19 protein-coding genes are annotated in these 16397 nt (G+C 55.1%); 10 read left to right on the top strand and 9 right to left on the bottom strand.

Features of this window, described 5'->3' with window-relative positions; translation table 11 throughout:
• Positions 1-345: 345 nt before the first annotated feature.
• Positions 346-1125 (top strand): helix-turn-helix transcriptional regulator, encoded by a 780-nt coding sequence (locus tag RCI_RS11255; RefSeq protein WP_012036565.1) that lies wholly within the window; start codon positions 346-348, stop codon positions 1123-1125.
• Between the two features lie 18 nt (positions 1126-1143).
• On the opposite strand, the gene RCI_RS17525 is transcribed toward RCI_RS11255, so the two are convergent.
• From RCI_RS17525 to RCI_RS11230, 6 genes are all read right to left on the bottom strand, one after another.
• Positions 1144-1272: a hypothetical protein gene (locus tag RCI_RS17525; protein WP_269446474.1), complete on the bottom strand. Its 129-nt coding sequence runs from the start codon at positions 1270-1272 to the stop codon at positions 1144-1146.
• A 129-nt stretch (positions 1273-1401) separates the two neighbouring features.
• Positions 1402-1929 (bottom strand): orotate phosphoribosyltransferase, encoded by a 528-nt coding sequence (pyrE, locus tag RCI_RS11250; protein ID WP_012036564.1) that lies wholly within the window; start codon positions 1927-1929, stop codon positions 1402-1404.
• Positions 1930-2207: 278 nt separating this feature from the next.
• Positions 2208-2765 carry a CDP-2,3-bis-(O-geranylgeranyl)-sn-glycerol synthase gene (locus tag RCI_RS11245; RefSeq protein ID WP_081477334.1) on the bottom strand — a complete coding sequence of 186 codons (558 nt, stop codon included), beginning with the start codon at positions 2763-2765 and terminating at the stop codon, positions 2208-2210.
• A 394-nt stretch (positions 2766-3159) separates the two neighbouring features.
• Positions 3160-4170, bottom strand: coding sequence for a hydrogenase expression/formation protein HypE (hypE, locus tag RCI_RS11240; protein WP_012036562.1), 1011 nt, complete (start codon positions 4168-4170; stop codon positions 3160-3162).
• Positions 4167-4508, bottom strand: coding sequence for a hydrogenase maturation nickel metallochaperone HypA (gene hypA, locus RCI_RS11235; RefSeq protein WP_012036561.1), 342 nt, complete (start codon positions 4506-4508; stop codon positions 4167-4169). The genes hypE and hypA overlap by 4 nt, the downstream gene beginning before the upstream one ends.
• A 7-nt stretch (positions 4509-4515) precedes the next feature.
• Entirely contained in the window at positions 4516-4743 is a 228-nt protein-coding gene (locus RCI_RS11230; protein WP_012036560.1) for a HypC/HybG/HupF family hydrogenase formation chaperone, read from the bottom strand.
• A 236-nt stretch (positions 4744-4979) separates the two neighbouring features.
• Here RCI_RS11230 and RCI_RS11225 point away from each other — a divergent pair, with 236 nt between their 5' ends.
• The 8 genes from RCI_RS11225 (at position 4980) to RCI_RS11195 (ending at position 12528) form a co-directional block, all read left to right on the top strand.
• On the top strand, positions 4980-5957 hold the full coding sequence (locus tag RCI_RS11225) for a hypothetical protein (protein WP_012036559.1): 978 nt from the start codon (positions 4980-4982) through the stop codon (positions 5955-5957).
• Between the two features lie 107 nt (positions 5958-6064).
• Positions 6065-7309, top strand: coding sequence for an Nre family DNA repair protein (locus RCI_RS11220; protein ID WP_012036558.1), 1245 nt, complete (start codon positions 6065-6067; stop codon positions 7307-7309).
• A 102-nt stretch (positions 7310-7411) separates the two neighbouring features.
• The gene (locus tag RCI_RS11215) at positions 7412-7804 is read left to right on the top strand and encodes a hypothetical protein (RefSeq protein ID WP_012036557.1); all 393 of its coding nucleotides are present in this window, start codon (positions 7412-7414) and stop codon (positions 7802-7804) included.
• Positions 7805-7894: 90 nt separating this feature from the next.
• Entirely contained in the window at positions 7895-9049 is a 1155-nt protein-coding gene (locus RCI_RS11210; RefSeq protein WP_048199276.1) for an aminopeptidase, read from the top strand.
• A gap of 185 nt (positions 9050-9234) precedes the next feature.
• Positions 9235-10263 (top strand): cytochrome D1 domain-containing protein, encoded by a 1029-nt coding sequence (locus RCI_RS11205; RefSeq protein ID WP_048198505.1) that lies wholly within the window; start codon positions 9235-9237, stop codon positions 10261-10263.
• Positions 10264-10352: 89 nt separating this feature from the next.
• A complete protein-coding gene (locus RCI_RS17520; RefSeq protein WP_269446473.1) occupies positions 10353-10481 on the top strand; it encodes a hypothetical protein in 129 nt (42 codons plus the stop codon).
• Between the two features lie 15 nt (positions 10482-10496).
• On the top strand, positions 10497-10961 hold the full coding sequence (locus RCI_RS11200) for a GyrI-like domain-containing protein (protein ID WP_012036553.1): 465 nt from the start codon (positions 10497-10499) through the stop codon (positions 10959-10961).
• Between the two features lie 784 nt (positions 10962-11745).
• Positions 11746-12528, top strand: coding sequence for an alpha/beta fold hydrolase (locus RCI_RS11195; RefSeq protein ID WP_012036551.1), 783 nt, complete (start codon positions 11746-11748; stop codon positions 12526-12528).
• Between the two features lie 195 nt (positions 12529-12723).
• On the opposite strand, the gene RCI_RS11190 is transcribed toward RCI_RS11195, so the two are convergent.
• Positions 12724-13500, bottom strand: coding sequence for a hypothetical protein (locus RCI_RS11190; RefSeq protein ID WP_012036550.1), 777 nt, complete (start codon positions 13498-13500; stop codon positions 12724-12726).
• 73 nt (positions 13501-13573) lie between these two features.
• Entirely contained in the window at positions 13574-14734 is a 1161-nt protein-coding gene (locus tag RCI_RS11185) for a glycosyltransferase family 4 protein (RefSeq protein WP_048198503.1), read from the bottom strand.
• Between the two features lie 133 nt (positions 14735-14867).
• Here RCI_RS11185 and RCI_RS11180 point away from each other — a divergent pair, with 133 nt between their 5' ends.
• Positions 14868-15743, top strand: a complete 876-nt coding sequence (locus RCI_RS11180) for a damage-control phosphatase ARMT1 family protein (RefSeq protein WP_012036548.1) — start codon at positions 14868-14870, stop codon at positions 15741-15743.
• 39 nt (positions 15744-15782) lie between these two features.
• Here the strand turns inward: RCI_RS11180 and RCI_RS11175 are convergent, their stop codons facing one another.
• A complete protein-coding gene (locus RCI_RS11175; RefSeq protein WP_197535221.1) occupies positions 15783-16361 on the bottom strand; it encodes a GNAT family N-acetyltransferase in 579 nt (192 codons plus the stop codon).
• Positions 16362-16397: the final 36 nt, after the last annotated feature.

Here is a 16397-nt window from a genome sequence, read left to right as displayed (position 1 = left end):
ATAACTTTATAGGCTTGCAGATATGGGCTTCGATCAGGTAATATGCAGAAAATTGTATAGTTATTCTGATCTTTTCTGCGGTGAGACTGCAAGACGAACGCCGGGATGTGCTATTCTTTATATAGATAACTGTTTTTGCGTATCCGTATAATTGTGCCAACCAGCACAGCGCAGCATTCGGCAAGTGCCACACGCCCAACGGCTTGATCAGATACAGGTTTAAAATGCTCCGGGAGAGGCGATAAAGAGATTATAATATTTATGTAGTTTTGTAAATCTCTCTATGAATAGTAAAATATATATCACAATAAAATGTTTTCGATTAATTGGTGGGAAAGTAAGTACATGAGGGATAGCGATCTTCTCAGTTTGCTTGCCTCTTCGAAGTTGAGGCGAGATATCCTGATTTATCTTGAAAGCGGACCGAAAACGCACTCAGAACTAAGAGACCACTTAGGCGTGGGCCCCTCTCAGCTGTCCACAAGACTCAGAGAGCTGCTGGAGTACGATCTGATTACGGCTGAGAAAAAGACATTCGCCCTGACAATACAGGGATCTATTATACTTAATAACTACTGTCCGCTGGCCAACACAGCCGAAGTGTTCGACCGGCTGGGCAGCTTCTGGAGGTTGCACGATATCGGGTGCATTCCTGAAGAATTCAGGCGGCGGATCGGGGAACTGCATACTGCCGAGTACATTAAGGATGATACTGAGGATATGAACCGAACTACAAAAATGCTGTTGAAGATTATCAGGGAGGCAAATGAGATATCGGGACTGTCATCGATCTACGATGATGAGATTGTTGACACAATCCTTAAGAAAGCTAAAAGCGGGACCCCTGTAGAGATGGTCCTGACAGATCGGGTCGTCGAGAAGATGATGAACGATCATAATAAGATCTTAAAAGAGTTCTATGAGTGTTCCAACTATCATGATTATGTGTTCGACGGCGATATTAAGACACCGTTGATATTGACGGATTCTACCCTGTACTTTTCGACATACTTTATCGATGGCACATTCGATACTCAAAGTAATATAGTCGGCCACGATCCAGCCACGTTAAAGTGGGGCAGAGATCTGGTTGACTATTACAAAGCCGCTGCGAAAAAATACTGAGCCGCAGCCTGTCAGCCCTCAAGTCCATCCCAGCGGCGGCAGAAAGCCAGTGTAGAAGCCAAAGCTGCCGAAGGCCAGCGTCGATACTATGCTGGACAGTGGATTAAACACTGCCAGACAGGGCAGGAACGGTAAAGTCAGAGTCATACTCACATCACACCTCGACAGATCATCTGCCTGTGAAAGTAAAAGGTCTATTTATCAAAAGAGCAAAAAATCATGCAGGTCACGCCGGATATCATACCGTTCGTGACCCGGGTCATCAAAACTGTCAATTCAAGGCTTGTAACCGAGCAGTTCGCTGGACTTGACAAGTGATCGGACTTTGACGCCCTCTTGCTCCAGGCTCTCCCGGCCGCCCTCTTCCCGATCCACGACGCAGACCATCTCGTCGACCGCCAGCCCGGCTTCCCGGAGCGTGTGAATCGCGCCGAGCGCTCCCCTTGCAGTAGTCACCACGTCTTCGACCACGAAGACCTTCTCGCCCTTCTGCCAGACGCCCTCGATCAGCTTGTTAGTCCCGTAGCCCTTGGTAGCCTTCCTGACCACGACGAACGGCATCCCGCTTTTAACGCTGGCCACGGCAGCCAGGGGAATGGAACCGATCTCGATGCCCGCCAGCCGCCGGGTACCTGCGGGTATAAGCTTCGCGATACGATCCCCGATCACCGACAGGCACACAGGGTTAGTCTCAAAGATGTACTTATCCACGTAATAGGTGCTCTTCCTGCCCGACGACAGCGTGAAGTCCCCGAACTTCACCGCTCCAGTCTGCTTCAGCATTTCCACGAGCTCTGTGTCCATAAAAATAACCTCGATTATTTTGAGCGAGAGTAGAAAGCAGTATCCCTGTATATCAAACTTTTGACAGCTTTAGAACTGAGGAATGGACAACGGCGGCAGACACGGCGACTATTGACCACAGAGGCACAGAGACGCACAGAGATTCACAGAGATAGTCACCACAGAGACACAGAGACGCACAGAGGCTTACTTTATAAATGGTCGCTACCAAATTATCTATTGAAAAATCTCTGTGCGTCTCTGTGCACTCCGAGTAAAAATTTTTCTGTATGTCCCTCTCACCAGGGCACGTCTTTCTTCCCGAGTTTATACCCTGCGATGTTGAAAGCTACGTGGAATACAGGGATGATGAGGATGACCGCAATCGCGACCCAGATGGTGAAATTGGCCAGCAGCCACTCAGGGTCCAGGAGGAATGTCAAAACCCAGGCTCCGGCCACGAAGTCGAGCTGGTCTGCGATGGGGAGCATGGCGCCGCGCTCGAAGCCGAGGCGGCGTTTGAAGAAGCTTTTGACGATGTCTCCCAGCAGGGCGCCGAACGGCATCGTGATCAGCGCGATATAAGAGTACCCCACGAGCAGCGAGGGGTCGATAAAGCCGGCCAGGTACGGGGCAATGTGCGGGGCCAGCAATATTTGTAAGAGTCCGATGAGCGTGCCGCAGAGCGATCCGAAGATGAGGCCCCGGTAAGTCTTGCCATCTCCCAGGATCCGCCTGTTATCCTTGAAGTTCTTCCCGAAGTCGATCGGAGTGCCGCCGCCGAACAGCGCGGCAAACGGGTTGGCAAGCCCGGCCGGAATCATCAGCCAGATCGCGAGAATGATGACGTCTATCATTTTTAGCCCCGGGAAATTTGAGTGACAGGAGATTGGTATAATGGTATAATAAGGTTTTTCTAAACGACCACAGAGGTGAAAATAACTGCAAATGCAGAACCGCTGATAGAGCTGATTGAATAACAACCGAGATTACCGCTCAGAGTGTGATAGTAATACGGTCTTTTATTAACCACAGAGGCTCACAGAGTACTGGTTACCGCAGAGACTCACAGAGAACGGTTTACCATAGAGGCACAGAGAACCACAGAGATATTTATATAGATCATCTGATAGCAATCACTTATTAAAAAAGTCTCTGTGCGTCTCTGTGTCTCTGTGGTGAGCCGTCTCTCTGTGAGTCTCTGTGGCACTCTGTGCCTCTGTGGTCAATAAAGAAGAAAAAATTAGAGCCTCAGCAGACCCGTGGTACTGGGTCGCCGAGGGGCGGCTCGATGAAGCGCTGGCCGCCGATCTTGGTGTGCATGATCACGCCGCTGCCTTCTCTGGCCTCGCCTATGATCACCGCGTCTTTGCCGTACTTCGTCTTCCGGATGGCGGCGAGCACTACGTCGGCCATGCCGGCTTCGACGCCGATCACGGCTTTGCCTTCGTTGGCGACTTCCAGCGGGTCGATGCCGAGCATGTCTGCGGCTGCCCTTACATCCCTTCTTACTGGCAGCAGGTCTTCCTGCACGTGGATGGAGACGTGGCTCTTCTTCGCCATTTCATTTAAGACGTTGGCGACGCCTCCCCTGGTCGGGTCTTTCATGGCGGTGATGCCGCCGACTTTCAGGGCTGCCTCTATAGTCTTCCATATGGGGGCGCAGTCCGACTTCAGCTCAGAGCCGAACTTGAAGCCTTCGCGGTGGGCGATCAGGGAGATGCCGTGATCTCCGATGGTGCCAGTTACGATGATCTTGTTGCCGGGGTTGAGGCCGGAGTCCCGGATGGGGCGGTCGGTGATGCCGATGCCCGAAGTGTTGATGATGATGCTGTCGAGCGCCTCTTTGGGGAGCACTTTTGTGTCTCCGGTGACGATGGCGGCGCCTACCTCTGCGAGCGCTTCGTCGACCGATCGGACGATCGTCTTCAGGTCGTCGATGGGGAAGCCTTCCGGTATGACTACTCCGTTCGTCAGCGCTATGGGCTTAGCGCCCATCATAGCGAGGTCGTTGACGGTGCCCGAGATAGAGAGGCGGCCGATGTCGCCGCCCGGGAAGAAGACGGGCTTGATGACGTGGTTGTCAGTGGTTAAAACGATGTACTTGTCGCCGAACGGTATGGCGGCGCCGTCGTCCAGCGCTTCCAGGCCGATGCCTCCGGCGTTGTTGTTCCTGATGCCGGCGAAGACGCTGCCGATGAGGGACTGCATCATTTCGCCGCCAGCCCCATGAATGAGGCTTACTTTCTCTGCTGAGGTCATACCTCGATCTCCATGGTCTTTAAACAGATGTCCCGGCCTTCGACGGCCCTCATGGTGAGGCCGCAGTTCGGGCAGGCACACGTGGTCTTGTCCGGCACGGGGCCTTTGTAGCCGCACTGGCATTCGGCCACCGCCGGCACGTTGATGATGATCAGCTCCGAGCCCTTGAGCAGGTTTTCCTCAGTCAGCACCTGGTACATGAACTGAAGCTGCTCCGGGTTAATCAGCGCCAGCTCGCCGATCTCCACCGTGATGCTGATGACTTCGCGGGCGTTGTTCTGCTTCGCGGTCTCTAACGCAGTGTTGATCAGGTCGGTGGCGATACTTAGCTCGTGCATAATAAGTTCAGGCCGCCTCGTTGATCTCGGCGATCTCGTTCATGATCTTGATCATTTCCAGCGCTTCTTTCTCGTCGATCCGCTGGATGGCGAATCCGGTGTGTACCAGAACCCAGTCGTCGACCTTCGGCTCCTCGATGAGGTCGAGGCGGATCTCCTGGGTCAGGCCGCCGAAATCGGCAACGGCGACGTTTTCCTTAATCTCTTTCAGCTGAGCCACAACAGCAAGACACATAATACCCTCTTTCCGGCTTAGTTGCCGGAGCGTGTTCTTCTGTCATATTAACATGGTCGTTAAAATACATTTCCATCGGCCGGCCGCGATATCGGCAGAGCTGACAGGGTCACCGTTTGCCTGCCTGTGCCCGATTATGTGGTGCTTGCGGCAGATTTCCGCCTTTTTGCACACCAAAAGCCCGCACATTTATATATTTGGTTTTTATATCATACAATGGTTGAAGAGGTTACACTATGAAAAGAAACGCGTTACTTGCCATTGGAATCGGCTTGATACTAATTGGCGCCTCAGTGTTCGCAGCGCTGAATATGCTGGCGCCCTCACAGCAGAGTTCAGGCAACACCACGGGGGTAACCACGTCGGCGCTGCCTACCGCCACACCCCCGCCAGAAAAGACTCCCACTACGACAGACGTGCTGGAAAAGTTCTCCCTGTTGAAAGACAAGGTCCTGGGCACCGGCCACAAGTTCGGCGGCGGGGCCACCCAGATGATCATGGGCGAAGAGACCGCGTTGGTTTATGTATACAAACAGTACGGCCAGAACGACATATCCGACCTGCTGGCCGCCGGCTTTACCTCTGTGCACGAGGTTTTCGACACCAAAGATCCGCTGATGGTGGGCGTCGTAGATACCTCGCAGCTGATCAACGAGCAGACTTTTAAAGTCGACATTTACGCTTTAGAGCGTACTATGGTCGACCAGTACCTCCTTGGAGACATAACGAAGACTGAACTGGCACAAAAAGCCCTGCTGGTCACCCCCGAGACCGAGAGTCTGCACCCGAATAACAGCAGCCTGAAAATCAGTAAGAACATCTACAATGGTGAGGGCCGCAAAGGCAGTTTCACTGAGCCTGCGAGCAGGACTCAGTTCTTCGTCGAGACGCTGAACCAGAGCGGCTACCTGCGCCCGATCAGTCTACAGGAAGGCACCATTGCGGACGAGAGGGTCGTCAGCGTCGTCATGGCCCTCAAACGGAACGCCACAGCCGAGGACATCTACAATGAAATCGAAGCGGCCCTCAGGGCCTGCGCTGGCAGCTACGGTGACTACGACAAGTTCTACATCTCCCTGATACCGCCGGCAGAAGGGTTCAACGACTACTACACCATCGACGCCAGAGCGGCGCCGGTAATGGACTACTTCGACGGCAAGATCAGCCAGTACCAGCTGTACAACAACATCAACCTGACCTACTACACGAAGTAAGTAGGCCTGAGTAACCCGGCAGCCTGTCTCGGGAGGCTGCCTCTTTTTTACATTATTTTCGCCCCGCACGCGCAACTCTTATTGAATAGCCCCGCTTAGGTTTTCCTGTGCAGAAGCAGGTCACGTTTAAGGCTGAGTACAGGGAGGCCGGCAGAGAGTCGCTGTGCGCCAGGTGCAGGGGTTTTATGGGCCTCTGCGGCAAGAAGGTCTGCCCGATCCTGATCAAGGCGAGGACTTTCATGGACCTGAAGTCGCTGGAGAAGAGCGACATAGCGGGGTCTGCCCCGCCGGGCGTGTTCATCGGCAGCTATGGGTATCCCAAGGTGCTGGCTGGCCCGCTGATCCCCCCGGTGTCTGGCGATACCATGCACATGGACTCGGAAGAGTGGCTGGGAGACTCGTTCGACCAGATCCTGAGCAACCGGTTTCAGCTGATCAGGAGTAAGTCGCTCATGAATATCCATAGTGCGGCCGACCCGCGGGGCATGCTGGAGAAGATCCAGGAGATCGTGCTCTCGGACAAGCCCGTCGACACGGAGGCCTCGTTCGAGAAAAAACCCGATACCCGTGTATCGTTCTCGATGAGGGAGGCTCCCAGCGGGCCTTCGGCTGACCTGAAACAGTTCACAGTGATAGACAATCCATCCGTGCCCCGCAAGGTGGATAAGGTAGTCTCAGATACGGACTACAGGGCTGCCCCGGGGATAGCGGAACTTCATGAAGCGGGAATATCCCAGCGTCAGATCACCAGGCTGTTCTCTGTAGGGTTGCTTGGGGTGAAGTCAGACAGAAGGCTGGTCCCCACAGGATGGAGCATCACAGCGGTGGACGATATTATTGGCAAAGCGCTCGTCGATCGTGTCCGATACTACCCGACCATTGACGAGTACATGGTGTTCAGAGCCGAGGCGCTGGCGAACAACGTCGTAGTCCTGCTTACCCCCACGCCGTGGATGTTCGAAGGGCTGGAACTGTGGCACCTCAGCGCTCCGAATTACCGGTGTGACGCCGACTTTGAGCTGTACGACGGGCGGAAGAGCTATGCGTCCAACATCGCCGGCGCCTACTACGCGGCCCGGGCACCGGTGCTGGAGCACCTGGACAGGATCGGCAGGCAGGCCGGCGCTATCGTGTTTATGGAGGTCAAGAACGACTGGATACCCTTAGGCGTGTGGCGATTCAGAGAACTGACAAAAGAGGCGCTGATCACAGTACCCCAGAAGTTCGACACGCTGGAGAAGGCGACCACTGCCATAGCGGGCCTGCTTTACTCCCCGATCAAGGCCTGGACAGGAGCCAGCAATTTGTACAAGTATATGAGGCAGCAGCGGAAGCTGACTGACTATTTCTGAGACATGGGCGAATAGATTATATTTATCACAACATCAATTATTGTCGAATTTTATTCTGTGTATACGAGAACGTATTTATTCTATCATAAACAGGTACACTTCATGAACCGAAAAACGGGGACGGACTCCCATGCCCGAAAGCTTGACCTGGTCAACAGAAAGGTGAGAGAGATCAACGAGCGCAGGCGTGGCATGAAGCTAACCTCCCTCGAAGACGACCTGGACAGGCAGGAGCTGCGCAACTACATGCGGTTCCTCGGAGTCGAGCCTGGCAACATCCGTCTGGAGTCTCTCGAGGAGGAGAGAGCGCCGAAGAACAGGATATTCTACGCTATACTGGCCATCGAGGCACTCATTGAGATCTCGGTTCTGTACTACATCACCTCGCTCATGCTCACGCCGGGGGCTTCCACGAACGAGTGGATCATGTCCGGAATGCTCGGGCTGATCTTCGTATACGTCGCCTACCGCATGTTTAGAGACCTGCGGAAATAGGGCCGAGTTTCAGGCCGGGGAACAGTCAGGCTTCAGCGAACGGTGAAGTCTGGCGATCATTTTATCACTTTTAATACATCTCTTATAATCATGGTCAGCAGAGAAATGTTTCCTGAGCTGGCAGCTCACATCATAGATGCGATTCACGTTTCTGACGGCGAAGCCGTATACATCACAGGCGGCGCCCACCAGCAGGAATTTCTGGAAGAGATCGGGATCCAGGTAGCGAAGAAGGGCGGGCAGCCATTCATCTCGGCGGTATCCAACGACTACCAGAAGCGGCTATTAGAGACTTGTAGCGTGGACCAGTTCAAGCGCACGCCAAAAATACTGAAAGGCGCGCTCGAGGCGATGGACAAGTACATCGTAATAGAGCCATATAGCGACCCGTCCATCAAAACCAGTTTCCGGGAAAAGCTGCAGGCCAGATCAGAGGGCATGTACCCGATTCTGCAGATCATCTACAGCAAGCCCGGCAAACCGTGGATCTACATGGGCTGGGCGACGGAAGGCATGGCAAAAATGTACGACGTGCCCCTGGACGTGCTGGAGCGGCTGGTCATCGGCGGCTGCAACATCGACTATAAGAAGCTGAGAGCGGACTGCGAGCACGTCATGAGCATCCTTGACGGCGCCAGGCGGGTGCATGTTACCGATAAGCACGGCACTGACTTCTGGCTGGACATCGAGGGCCGCAGGCTCAACCCCGACGATGCCACCTGGTCCCCGGAGAAAGAGGCGAGCGGCGATGTCGGAGGAAACCTGCCCGCCGGCGAGGTCTTCGTCGCCCCGGTGGAAACGCATGGCGAGGGTACCATCTACTGCCCGGTCACCATCGACGATCTCACCAGAAGCGTGCTCATCAGAGGCGCCCGGCTGTACTTCAAGGATGGCATGCTGGTGCCCGAAAAATGCACGGCGGAGGAGGGGCAGGAGGTCCTCCGGGACACGCTCTCCAAGTTCGTGGAAGTAGACATGCAGAAGTACGGAGCACCTAACGCCCTCAAAGTCGCCGAGCTCGGCATAGGCCTGAACCCGGTAATAGACAGGTCAATAGGCTACATCCTGACCGACGAGAAGATCGGCGGCTCGGTCCACGTGGCCTTCGGCATGAGCGAGGGGTACGGCGGCGCCATCATGAGCAACATGCACTGGGACTTCGTGACCGCACCTTCAGAGACAGTCGAAGTCGAGTACAGGGACGGGTCGAAAAAGCTGCTCATGAAGGACGGGATATTACAGTAAATAACCGCGTAATAACACTCCATTTTCTTTTTACGGCTCTGCGTTTCACGGATACTAGTATCACGGATATTACTGTATATAATCAATAGTATACGCAAGTAAAATTAAATATTCAGGGCCGTGATATTTTTATCGATATAGCAGGTGTGCCCTTGTCCAGACTTTCGCGAACCGCACTAATTGCAATGTTATGTACTATTGTACTGGCCTTTTCAGCCTTCTCCGGCTGCCTGTCAGGCCTGCCGGTACAGGGAAAGTTCACTGAGCCCAGAGCTTACATATGCCAGGCTGATGCTGGCATCGTCTCTGTGCTGAACCAGACTTCTGGTGCCACCGTCGCGAAAATCGAAATGCCTGCAAGACCGCTCGGTGCCGCCGTAAGCCGCGACGGCGGCCGGGTTTACGTCAGCAATGGCCGTAACGTGTCCATAATCGATGCCAGAACAAATAAGATCACCGGAAGCATCCCCACCAGAGCGCCGACGACCGGGCACCTCGCCGTCAGCCCTGACGATAAGCGCCTGTTTGTCGTCTGCGATGGCGGCCTCTCGATCATAGATCTGGCAAGGGGTAAGGGCAACGAGTCGGCTTTTGTGGAAGGCGTCACCGCCATGGACATAGGAACCAGCAAAGACGGAAAATACGTCTTCACGACTGACTGGGCGAGATGCGCACTTCAGGTGACCAACACGCAGACAGGCAGACTCGAGATGACGATAAACCTGCTGTCCAGAGATCTGCCTCAGGGCAGCACCACGTGGAAAGGTGAGCAGGTAGCCTTGGCAGGGCAGGCGGCAGGCCTCGATGTCAGCCCGGACGGTAAGCAGGCAGCAGTAGGCATACGGGATGGGAGCTTCGTCCCAATCGTCGACCTGCAGAGCCTGTCAGTGAAGGAGACTATCTCCCTGAACGGCACGTCCTACCAGGGCGTGGCTTACAGCCCCGACGGCAGCCGCCTGTACCTGGCGCACTACGACGGAAACCGGATCGTCGCGCTGGACACGCAGACATACGGGCTCGCCGGCTATATCCCCGTAGGGGAAAAGCCCATGATGATCGAGATTACCCCGGATGGCAAGCTCATGTATGTGACACACGAGCACAGTGAGGTCAAAGTGGTCAGCCTCCCTGACGGCACCCTGCTCAAGACGCTCAACATGATAGTCAGTGGAAACGGGAAGACCATAGCGTTCAACCCTGCAGCAGCCGACTGACTATCCGGTGAGCGCCAGATTACAGCTGTCGCCCGGGCCGGTGACGGCAGCTTTTTCTTCTTGTCTCTCCCTTAGTGATACGGGATCATATGCCGAAGCTTGACTATAAGAAAGAGCGCAAGGATTTGTACAATCCGCCGGCGAAGCCGGTGATAGTCGAAGTCCCGGAACTCCAGTATTTGATGATCGACGGGCAGGGCTACCCTGGCACCTCGTAGGAGTACGTAGATGCCATGGAGACGCTGTTCCCGCTCGCCTACACCTTGAAATTCATGATCAAGAAGCGACAGGGCATAGACTATGCAGTCATGCCGCTGGAAGGCCTGTGGTGGGCGGACGACATGGAGCACTTCTACGAGAACAAGGATGCATGGAAGTGGACGTCGATGATGATGCAGCCCGAGTTCGTGACCGAAGCCCTGTTCGCCGAGGCCGTGGCGGAAGTCAGGAAAAAGAAGGCCCCGGCTGCCATCGATAAGGTCCGGCTGGAAAAGTATGCCGAAGGAATGTGCGCCCAGATCATGCACATCGGGCCTTACTCAGAGGAAGGGCCGACCGTAGCGAAGCTCCATGCTTTCATCGACGAGAGCGGCTACGAGAAGACTGGCAAGCACCATGAGATATACCTGAGCGACCCCCGCCGGGCGGCGCCGGAGAAGATGAAGACCGTGATCAGGCAGCCGGTAGCGAAAAGATAGATGCAGAGTATAGTCGCATGAAAAATTTTTCATTGTTCAGACTTGAGCGTACTGCCGCTCACCGATCGGACTACTATGAAAAATGTGTTATATCGGCTATGGTTATAGGGCCGCCAGGCACGCCAGGAAGCCAAGCTCGCCAAGGGCTTTTTCGATCAGAATTAATATGAATAGCTTAGTAAGGCTTGATGATCCTGGCACACTGGCGTTCCATGAAAAAGTTATCTCTTGGCGGGCTTGGCACCTTGGCGAGCCTGGCGGTATTTTCGACCTGCTCAGGGCCAACTTTCAATTTTTCATACCCCTACTTGAAAATACCCTTTTCATCCGCGAGTCATTCCTAAAACATTTTGCACAGTTCCTTTGCCTTGATTTTCGCCTGTTGAACGCCTGCATTCGCAGGCTTTCTCAAGACGATCCCCGACAGCCGGTTTTCCCTCTCCAATCCTCCGGTCCCTCACATTCCTACTCTCAGACCTCTTAGACCTCCCTGACCTCCCAGTTTGAAAAAAGTCTCCCGGACCTCCGGTCACTCCCCAACCTCACATTTTCCATGGTACGTGTGCGCAAGCCGGACAACAGGGAGGTTTCCGAGGCGCCGGAGATCAGAGAGAACGATCTCAGGGAGAGGTCAGAGAGGTCAGGAGGTCAGAGAGGAGAACAGTGAGGAACCGGAGGCTACGGAGGATCTGAATGACTAATGCCCAAAAAGTAACAGTAAAAACTATACTTTCGCCCCGGACACCCCGATACTTTATCTGCGGTAAGCGCCATACGTGCAGGCATGCCTGTGAGGCAGTTCGTAGATCTGGACGGCGTGCGGCTGTCGTACGTCGATTATGGGGGAAAAGGGGAGCCTTTGCTGGCGCTGCATGGCCACTACGGCTGTGCCCGGTCGTTTGCCGGGCTGGCTGAAGCGCTGCATAATAAGTGGCGGGTGATCGCCCTCGATCAGCGGGGCCACGGGTGGAGCGAGCAGCCTGACGATTATTCCAGGGAGGCCTACGTTCGGGATGCTGCCATCTTTTTAAAGAAGCTGAACCTCGGGCCCGCAGTCGTGCTGGGGCATTCGCTGGGCGGCCTGAACGCATATCAGCTCGCAGCATGGCAGCCTGATCTAGTCAAAGCGCTGATCATCGAGGATATCGGCGCTGTCGTCCCCAGGTTTGGCCCGGCCACTCACGGCTGGCCGCTGCGCTTCGACAGCATGCGACATGTACTGGAATGGGCTGAGCAGATGGGCTTCAAGAATGACTCGTACTTCCAGGAGAGCCTTGTCGAGTACCCTGACGGCTGGGGCTTCCGGTTCAACTACGATAAGCTGGCCAGATCAATGGAACTGATCGCCGGCGACTGGTGGCAGGACTGGCTGGCCTCGAAGTGCCCGGCGCTACTGGTACACGGCCACAGGAGCTGGGTGCTCGGAACGGATCATGCCAGAGACATGGCGGCGAAAAGGCCGAACACGAAGCTGGTAGAGTTCCCGGAGTGTGGGCACACGATCCACGACGAGGAGCCGGTTAAATTCCATCGATCAGTAGTACAATTCCTGAGTACAATCGGCTAAGGCATCGAATCAGGATTCGGCTCTTGAAAAAGGGTTTTTTAAGTGAAGCCCCCAAAACCTGGAGGTCGGGGAGTTCCCGGGAGGCCGGGGAGGATTTTCAGGCCGGGAGGTCTGGGAGGGCGGAGAGGTCAGAGAGGAGGTCGGGGAGTGTGGAAAGGTCTGAGAGGTATTATTCCTGAATTTTTTCATGGAGTACTAGAATGGCCCATAGCTCAGCACTACCGGCGAGTAGGTGGAATTGTTTGTCTGCTCCATCTCTGCATAAGAGCAGAATAGGTATTGTGGGGGCTGGCAGCCATCTGGCACAGGCCCCAGGGCTTCGAAGTACATGTCCACGACGATCGACTTGCGCTTTTCAGGTTTCCATATCTTGCCGTTGATAGCTACTGTGGTATTACCAATAGCCCACCCATCTGGATCGCTATAATTAATCCAGTTTTTATAAGCGGGCGCATGCCGGGTAGAGCTTTCATATGCGGTCAGCTCTCTGTCAAACAATGCAGAGTTCTGACTGATTGTCCCGGTATACGGCCCGGGGAAGACGTCTCTGGCTGAACTGGCCGGTATCAGGTTATTAGCATTCTTGGTGTAGCGCACCCCAAAATTGTACAGCGTCTCGTTAGGGCAGGTTATCGAGAGCATCTTGCCGTAATCGGTCATCTTCACCGCGCAGCGCCAGTCTCTGCAGGTATCGTTGAGTTCCTCGTCTGAAAAGACCTGCTGCCCGTTTACATATGGTATAGGAACGAGTATCTCGACCCCGCCGTCGGAGGTACAGCTGTTGAGGTCCTGAATCGTCACTGTGTACGTGTATTTTCCAGGTATTTGATTCGTGGTTCCCCAGTAAACCATCGATACGATCATCAGGCAGTATAATCCGGTAACTACCAGTAAGGCTCCGACTATTATTGTGGCCATCGTCAGGGCACCCTTCTCAAGGCTCGATAGATCGTCCCACTCTGGTAGCTTCATAGACTTAGTGTTAAGATCATGAAACTAATAAGGCTTGTGATATGGCCCTTTAACCTGTCCGACTACTAGTAGGTTACAGACTCCTGTACACTCTTTCCGTCTTCTCAGCCACACTGCCCCAGTTGTATACTCTTTCAATCATCTTCCGCCCCTGGGCGCCCATCCACTGTAGCGCCTTCGGCTTGCCGATCACCTCATTGATGCACCAGGCGAGTGATTCAGGATACAGCCGGGCTTTGATGCCGTTGACGAAGTTGTCGATGAGGGGGACTGCGTCGGTGCCGATGACGGGCTTGCCGGCGTCCCAGGCCTCCAGTACCACGATGCCGAAGGGCTCGTTCCTCGACGGCACCACGAGCAGATCGCAGGCGTTATACAGGTCCTTGAGGTCGTCGTCAGGAACGTAGCCGGGGAACCGGCAGGACTCGGCTATCCCGAGCTCGTGCGCCATTCGCTGGCAGGCTTCCCGGTGGTCGCCCTCGCCTGCGAACAGGAACTTCACGTCCCACCGCCTGCGCAGTACGTGGGGCACCGCCTCCACTAGCAGGTCGGGGCCTTTCTGGTACCTCATCCTGCCCACGAACAGCGCCATGGGCGCGAATGGATGGATCCCGTACTTTCGCTTGATCTCTCCTGCGTCGACAGAGCGGCGGACAGTGCCCGGAGTGATGCCGTTGGGGATCAGGTGCAGCTTTTCTGACGGAATACGATAAAGCGACCGGACTTCCCGCTTCAGGATGGGAGAAGTGACGATTATAGCCTTCGCCTCGTAGCCGGCCAGCCACTCCCGGTGAGAAATTTCTGCGTGCTCGTAGGTGCCAGAATGTCTGTTGCCGTTGCGTCCCCATTCGGTGGAGTGAAACGTGAAGACGAAGTCCCGGCGGGCCTTGCTCTTCAGCCTCGCCAGCGCGGTTACGGGATGCCAGTCGTGGCCGTGCAGTACGTCGAACTTCCCGGCCAGCCGCTCTGTCGCGAGCAACTGCTCTGCCATGTCCCCGCACATCCGGTCCATCTGGCCTACGATCCCGCTGCAAGTGCTGCATGAAACCCTGTGGTACCTCACGTCGTTGACGATATCGTATGGCCCGCAGCCCCCGTCCCGGGTGAACACGTGCACCTCGTGGCCCCGGCCGGCCAGCGCCTCCGCCAGCCCGGTGACGTGAGGGGCGATCCCTCCGACTTTCAGGCCGTAGAGGCTCTCCCAGGAGAACATGGCGATGCGCAGAGATTCCATGGCTGTAGTTGATTGGCCCCATAAATATATAAAATTCATAGGGGATTGTATCCGGATGCTGACGGTATGCCCCGCAGCAATTTACCGTCCGGAAAAGTATTTTTGATCAAACTCCACTCTGACTCCTGATACCATGAAGACGAGTCCACAGTGCGCGCCCTGCCTGCTCAACAGGGTGCTCTACGAGGCGGAGCTTTCGACGAAAGACCCCGAGCTGCGGTTCAAGGCAGTACAGGGAGGCCTCGAGTTCCTGAACGAGAACTTCTACCCCGGCGCTGACGCCATCAAAATTTCCACGGGCATCCACCGGAAAGCCTACAATATCCTGGGCGATAAGGACCCGTACAGGGAGCTGAAGATCCTGAGCAACAAGCTGGCCATGGAGGCCGTGCCTTATGTCAGGCAGCAGATGGACGGGCTGATGCCCGAAGAGAGATTCCGGCTCGCAGTGCTGGCCACCATCATCGGCAACACCTTCGACTTCGGAGTGCAGGGGCATGACGTGGAAACCGGGGACTTCATGGCTTTCTACGAGAGAATGGTGGAGCAGGGCCTTGACATCGACCACACGGCGGAGATCAGGAAGCTCGCCATGAACAGCGACGTTCTCTACATTGTCGACAACTGCGGCGAGATCTACTTCGACGAACTGCTCATCGAGGAGCTGAAGGCTCTCGGCGCAAAGGTCACTTTAGTTGTCAGGGGAGAGTACATACTGACCGACGTCACCATGGAAGACGTGGTCCGCATGGGCCTGGACAAAAAGGTCGACAGGGTGCTGACTACTGGCTCCAACGCCGTGGGAGTCAGCCTCGAGGAAGCCCCGGCCGAGCTGATCGAGGCGCTGGAGACGTATCCGCTCATCATCAGCAAGGGCATGGCCAACTACGAGTCGCTGGGCGAGCGCGGGTTCAAAAACATGGCCTACCTGCTCCGGGCCAAGTGCGAAACGGTTGCGGCGGCCATCGGCGCCAGAAAAGGGTATAACGTCGCTAAATTAGTGCTATAAACTGGCGATCGTTTACGTTCACTGGCATAAGATGCATCGTTACTCCGATTCGGGGAACTCGTAAGGTATTATAGCCGTTCCGCGTACGCCGTTCAAGGCACCCGGCACAAGTTCGAGCACCATGAATGCCTCATCTGGTATCCACTCTGGCGCTTCCAATCCCCTGTCTCTGGCCGGCGTAAAGCCGAACCGGGGATAGTATTCTGGGTGACCGGAGAGTAAAACGATCCGGTGCCCTTTCTCCCTGCATTTTTCCAGCCCCGCCCGCATGAGCGCCGAGCCGATGCCCTGCCGCTGAAGCTCAGGCCTGACGGCGATGGGGCCGAGGTACAGGGCAGGCACTTCGCCGTCCGGGGTCCGGATCACCATCGGGTTGAACAGGATATGGCCGACAATACTGTCGGGGCCGACAATACTGTCGGGGCCGACAATACTGTCGGAGATGACGGATACGAGGGATAGCTCCCTGTCGTATGACGGCGATTTTCGCAGGACGTCGACGATGCAGATGTTGCCGTCATCCCCGAAAGCGAGGAAGCCGACTTCTCGGATAGACGCTTCGTCACCGGCCCGTTCTGCCCTTATCTCGATCTTCATTTCCCCTGTCTCAACCATCATTACTCGTCGTATATATCAACCTTTACCGCTCTTCCT

The organism is Methanocella arvoryzae MRE50 (assembly GCF_000063445.1).
Taxonomy (GTDB): Archaea; Halobacteriota; Methanocellia; order Methanocellales; family Methanocellaceae; genus Methanocella_A; species Methanocella_A arvoryzae.
This window is presented reverse-complemented; position numbering and strand designations above follow the sequence as displayed.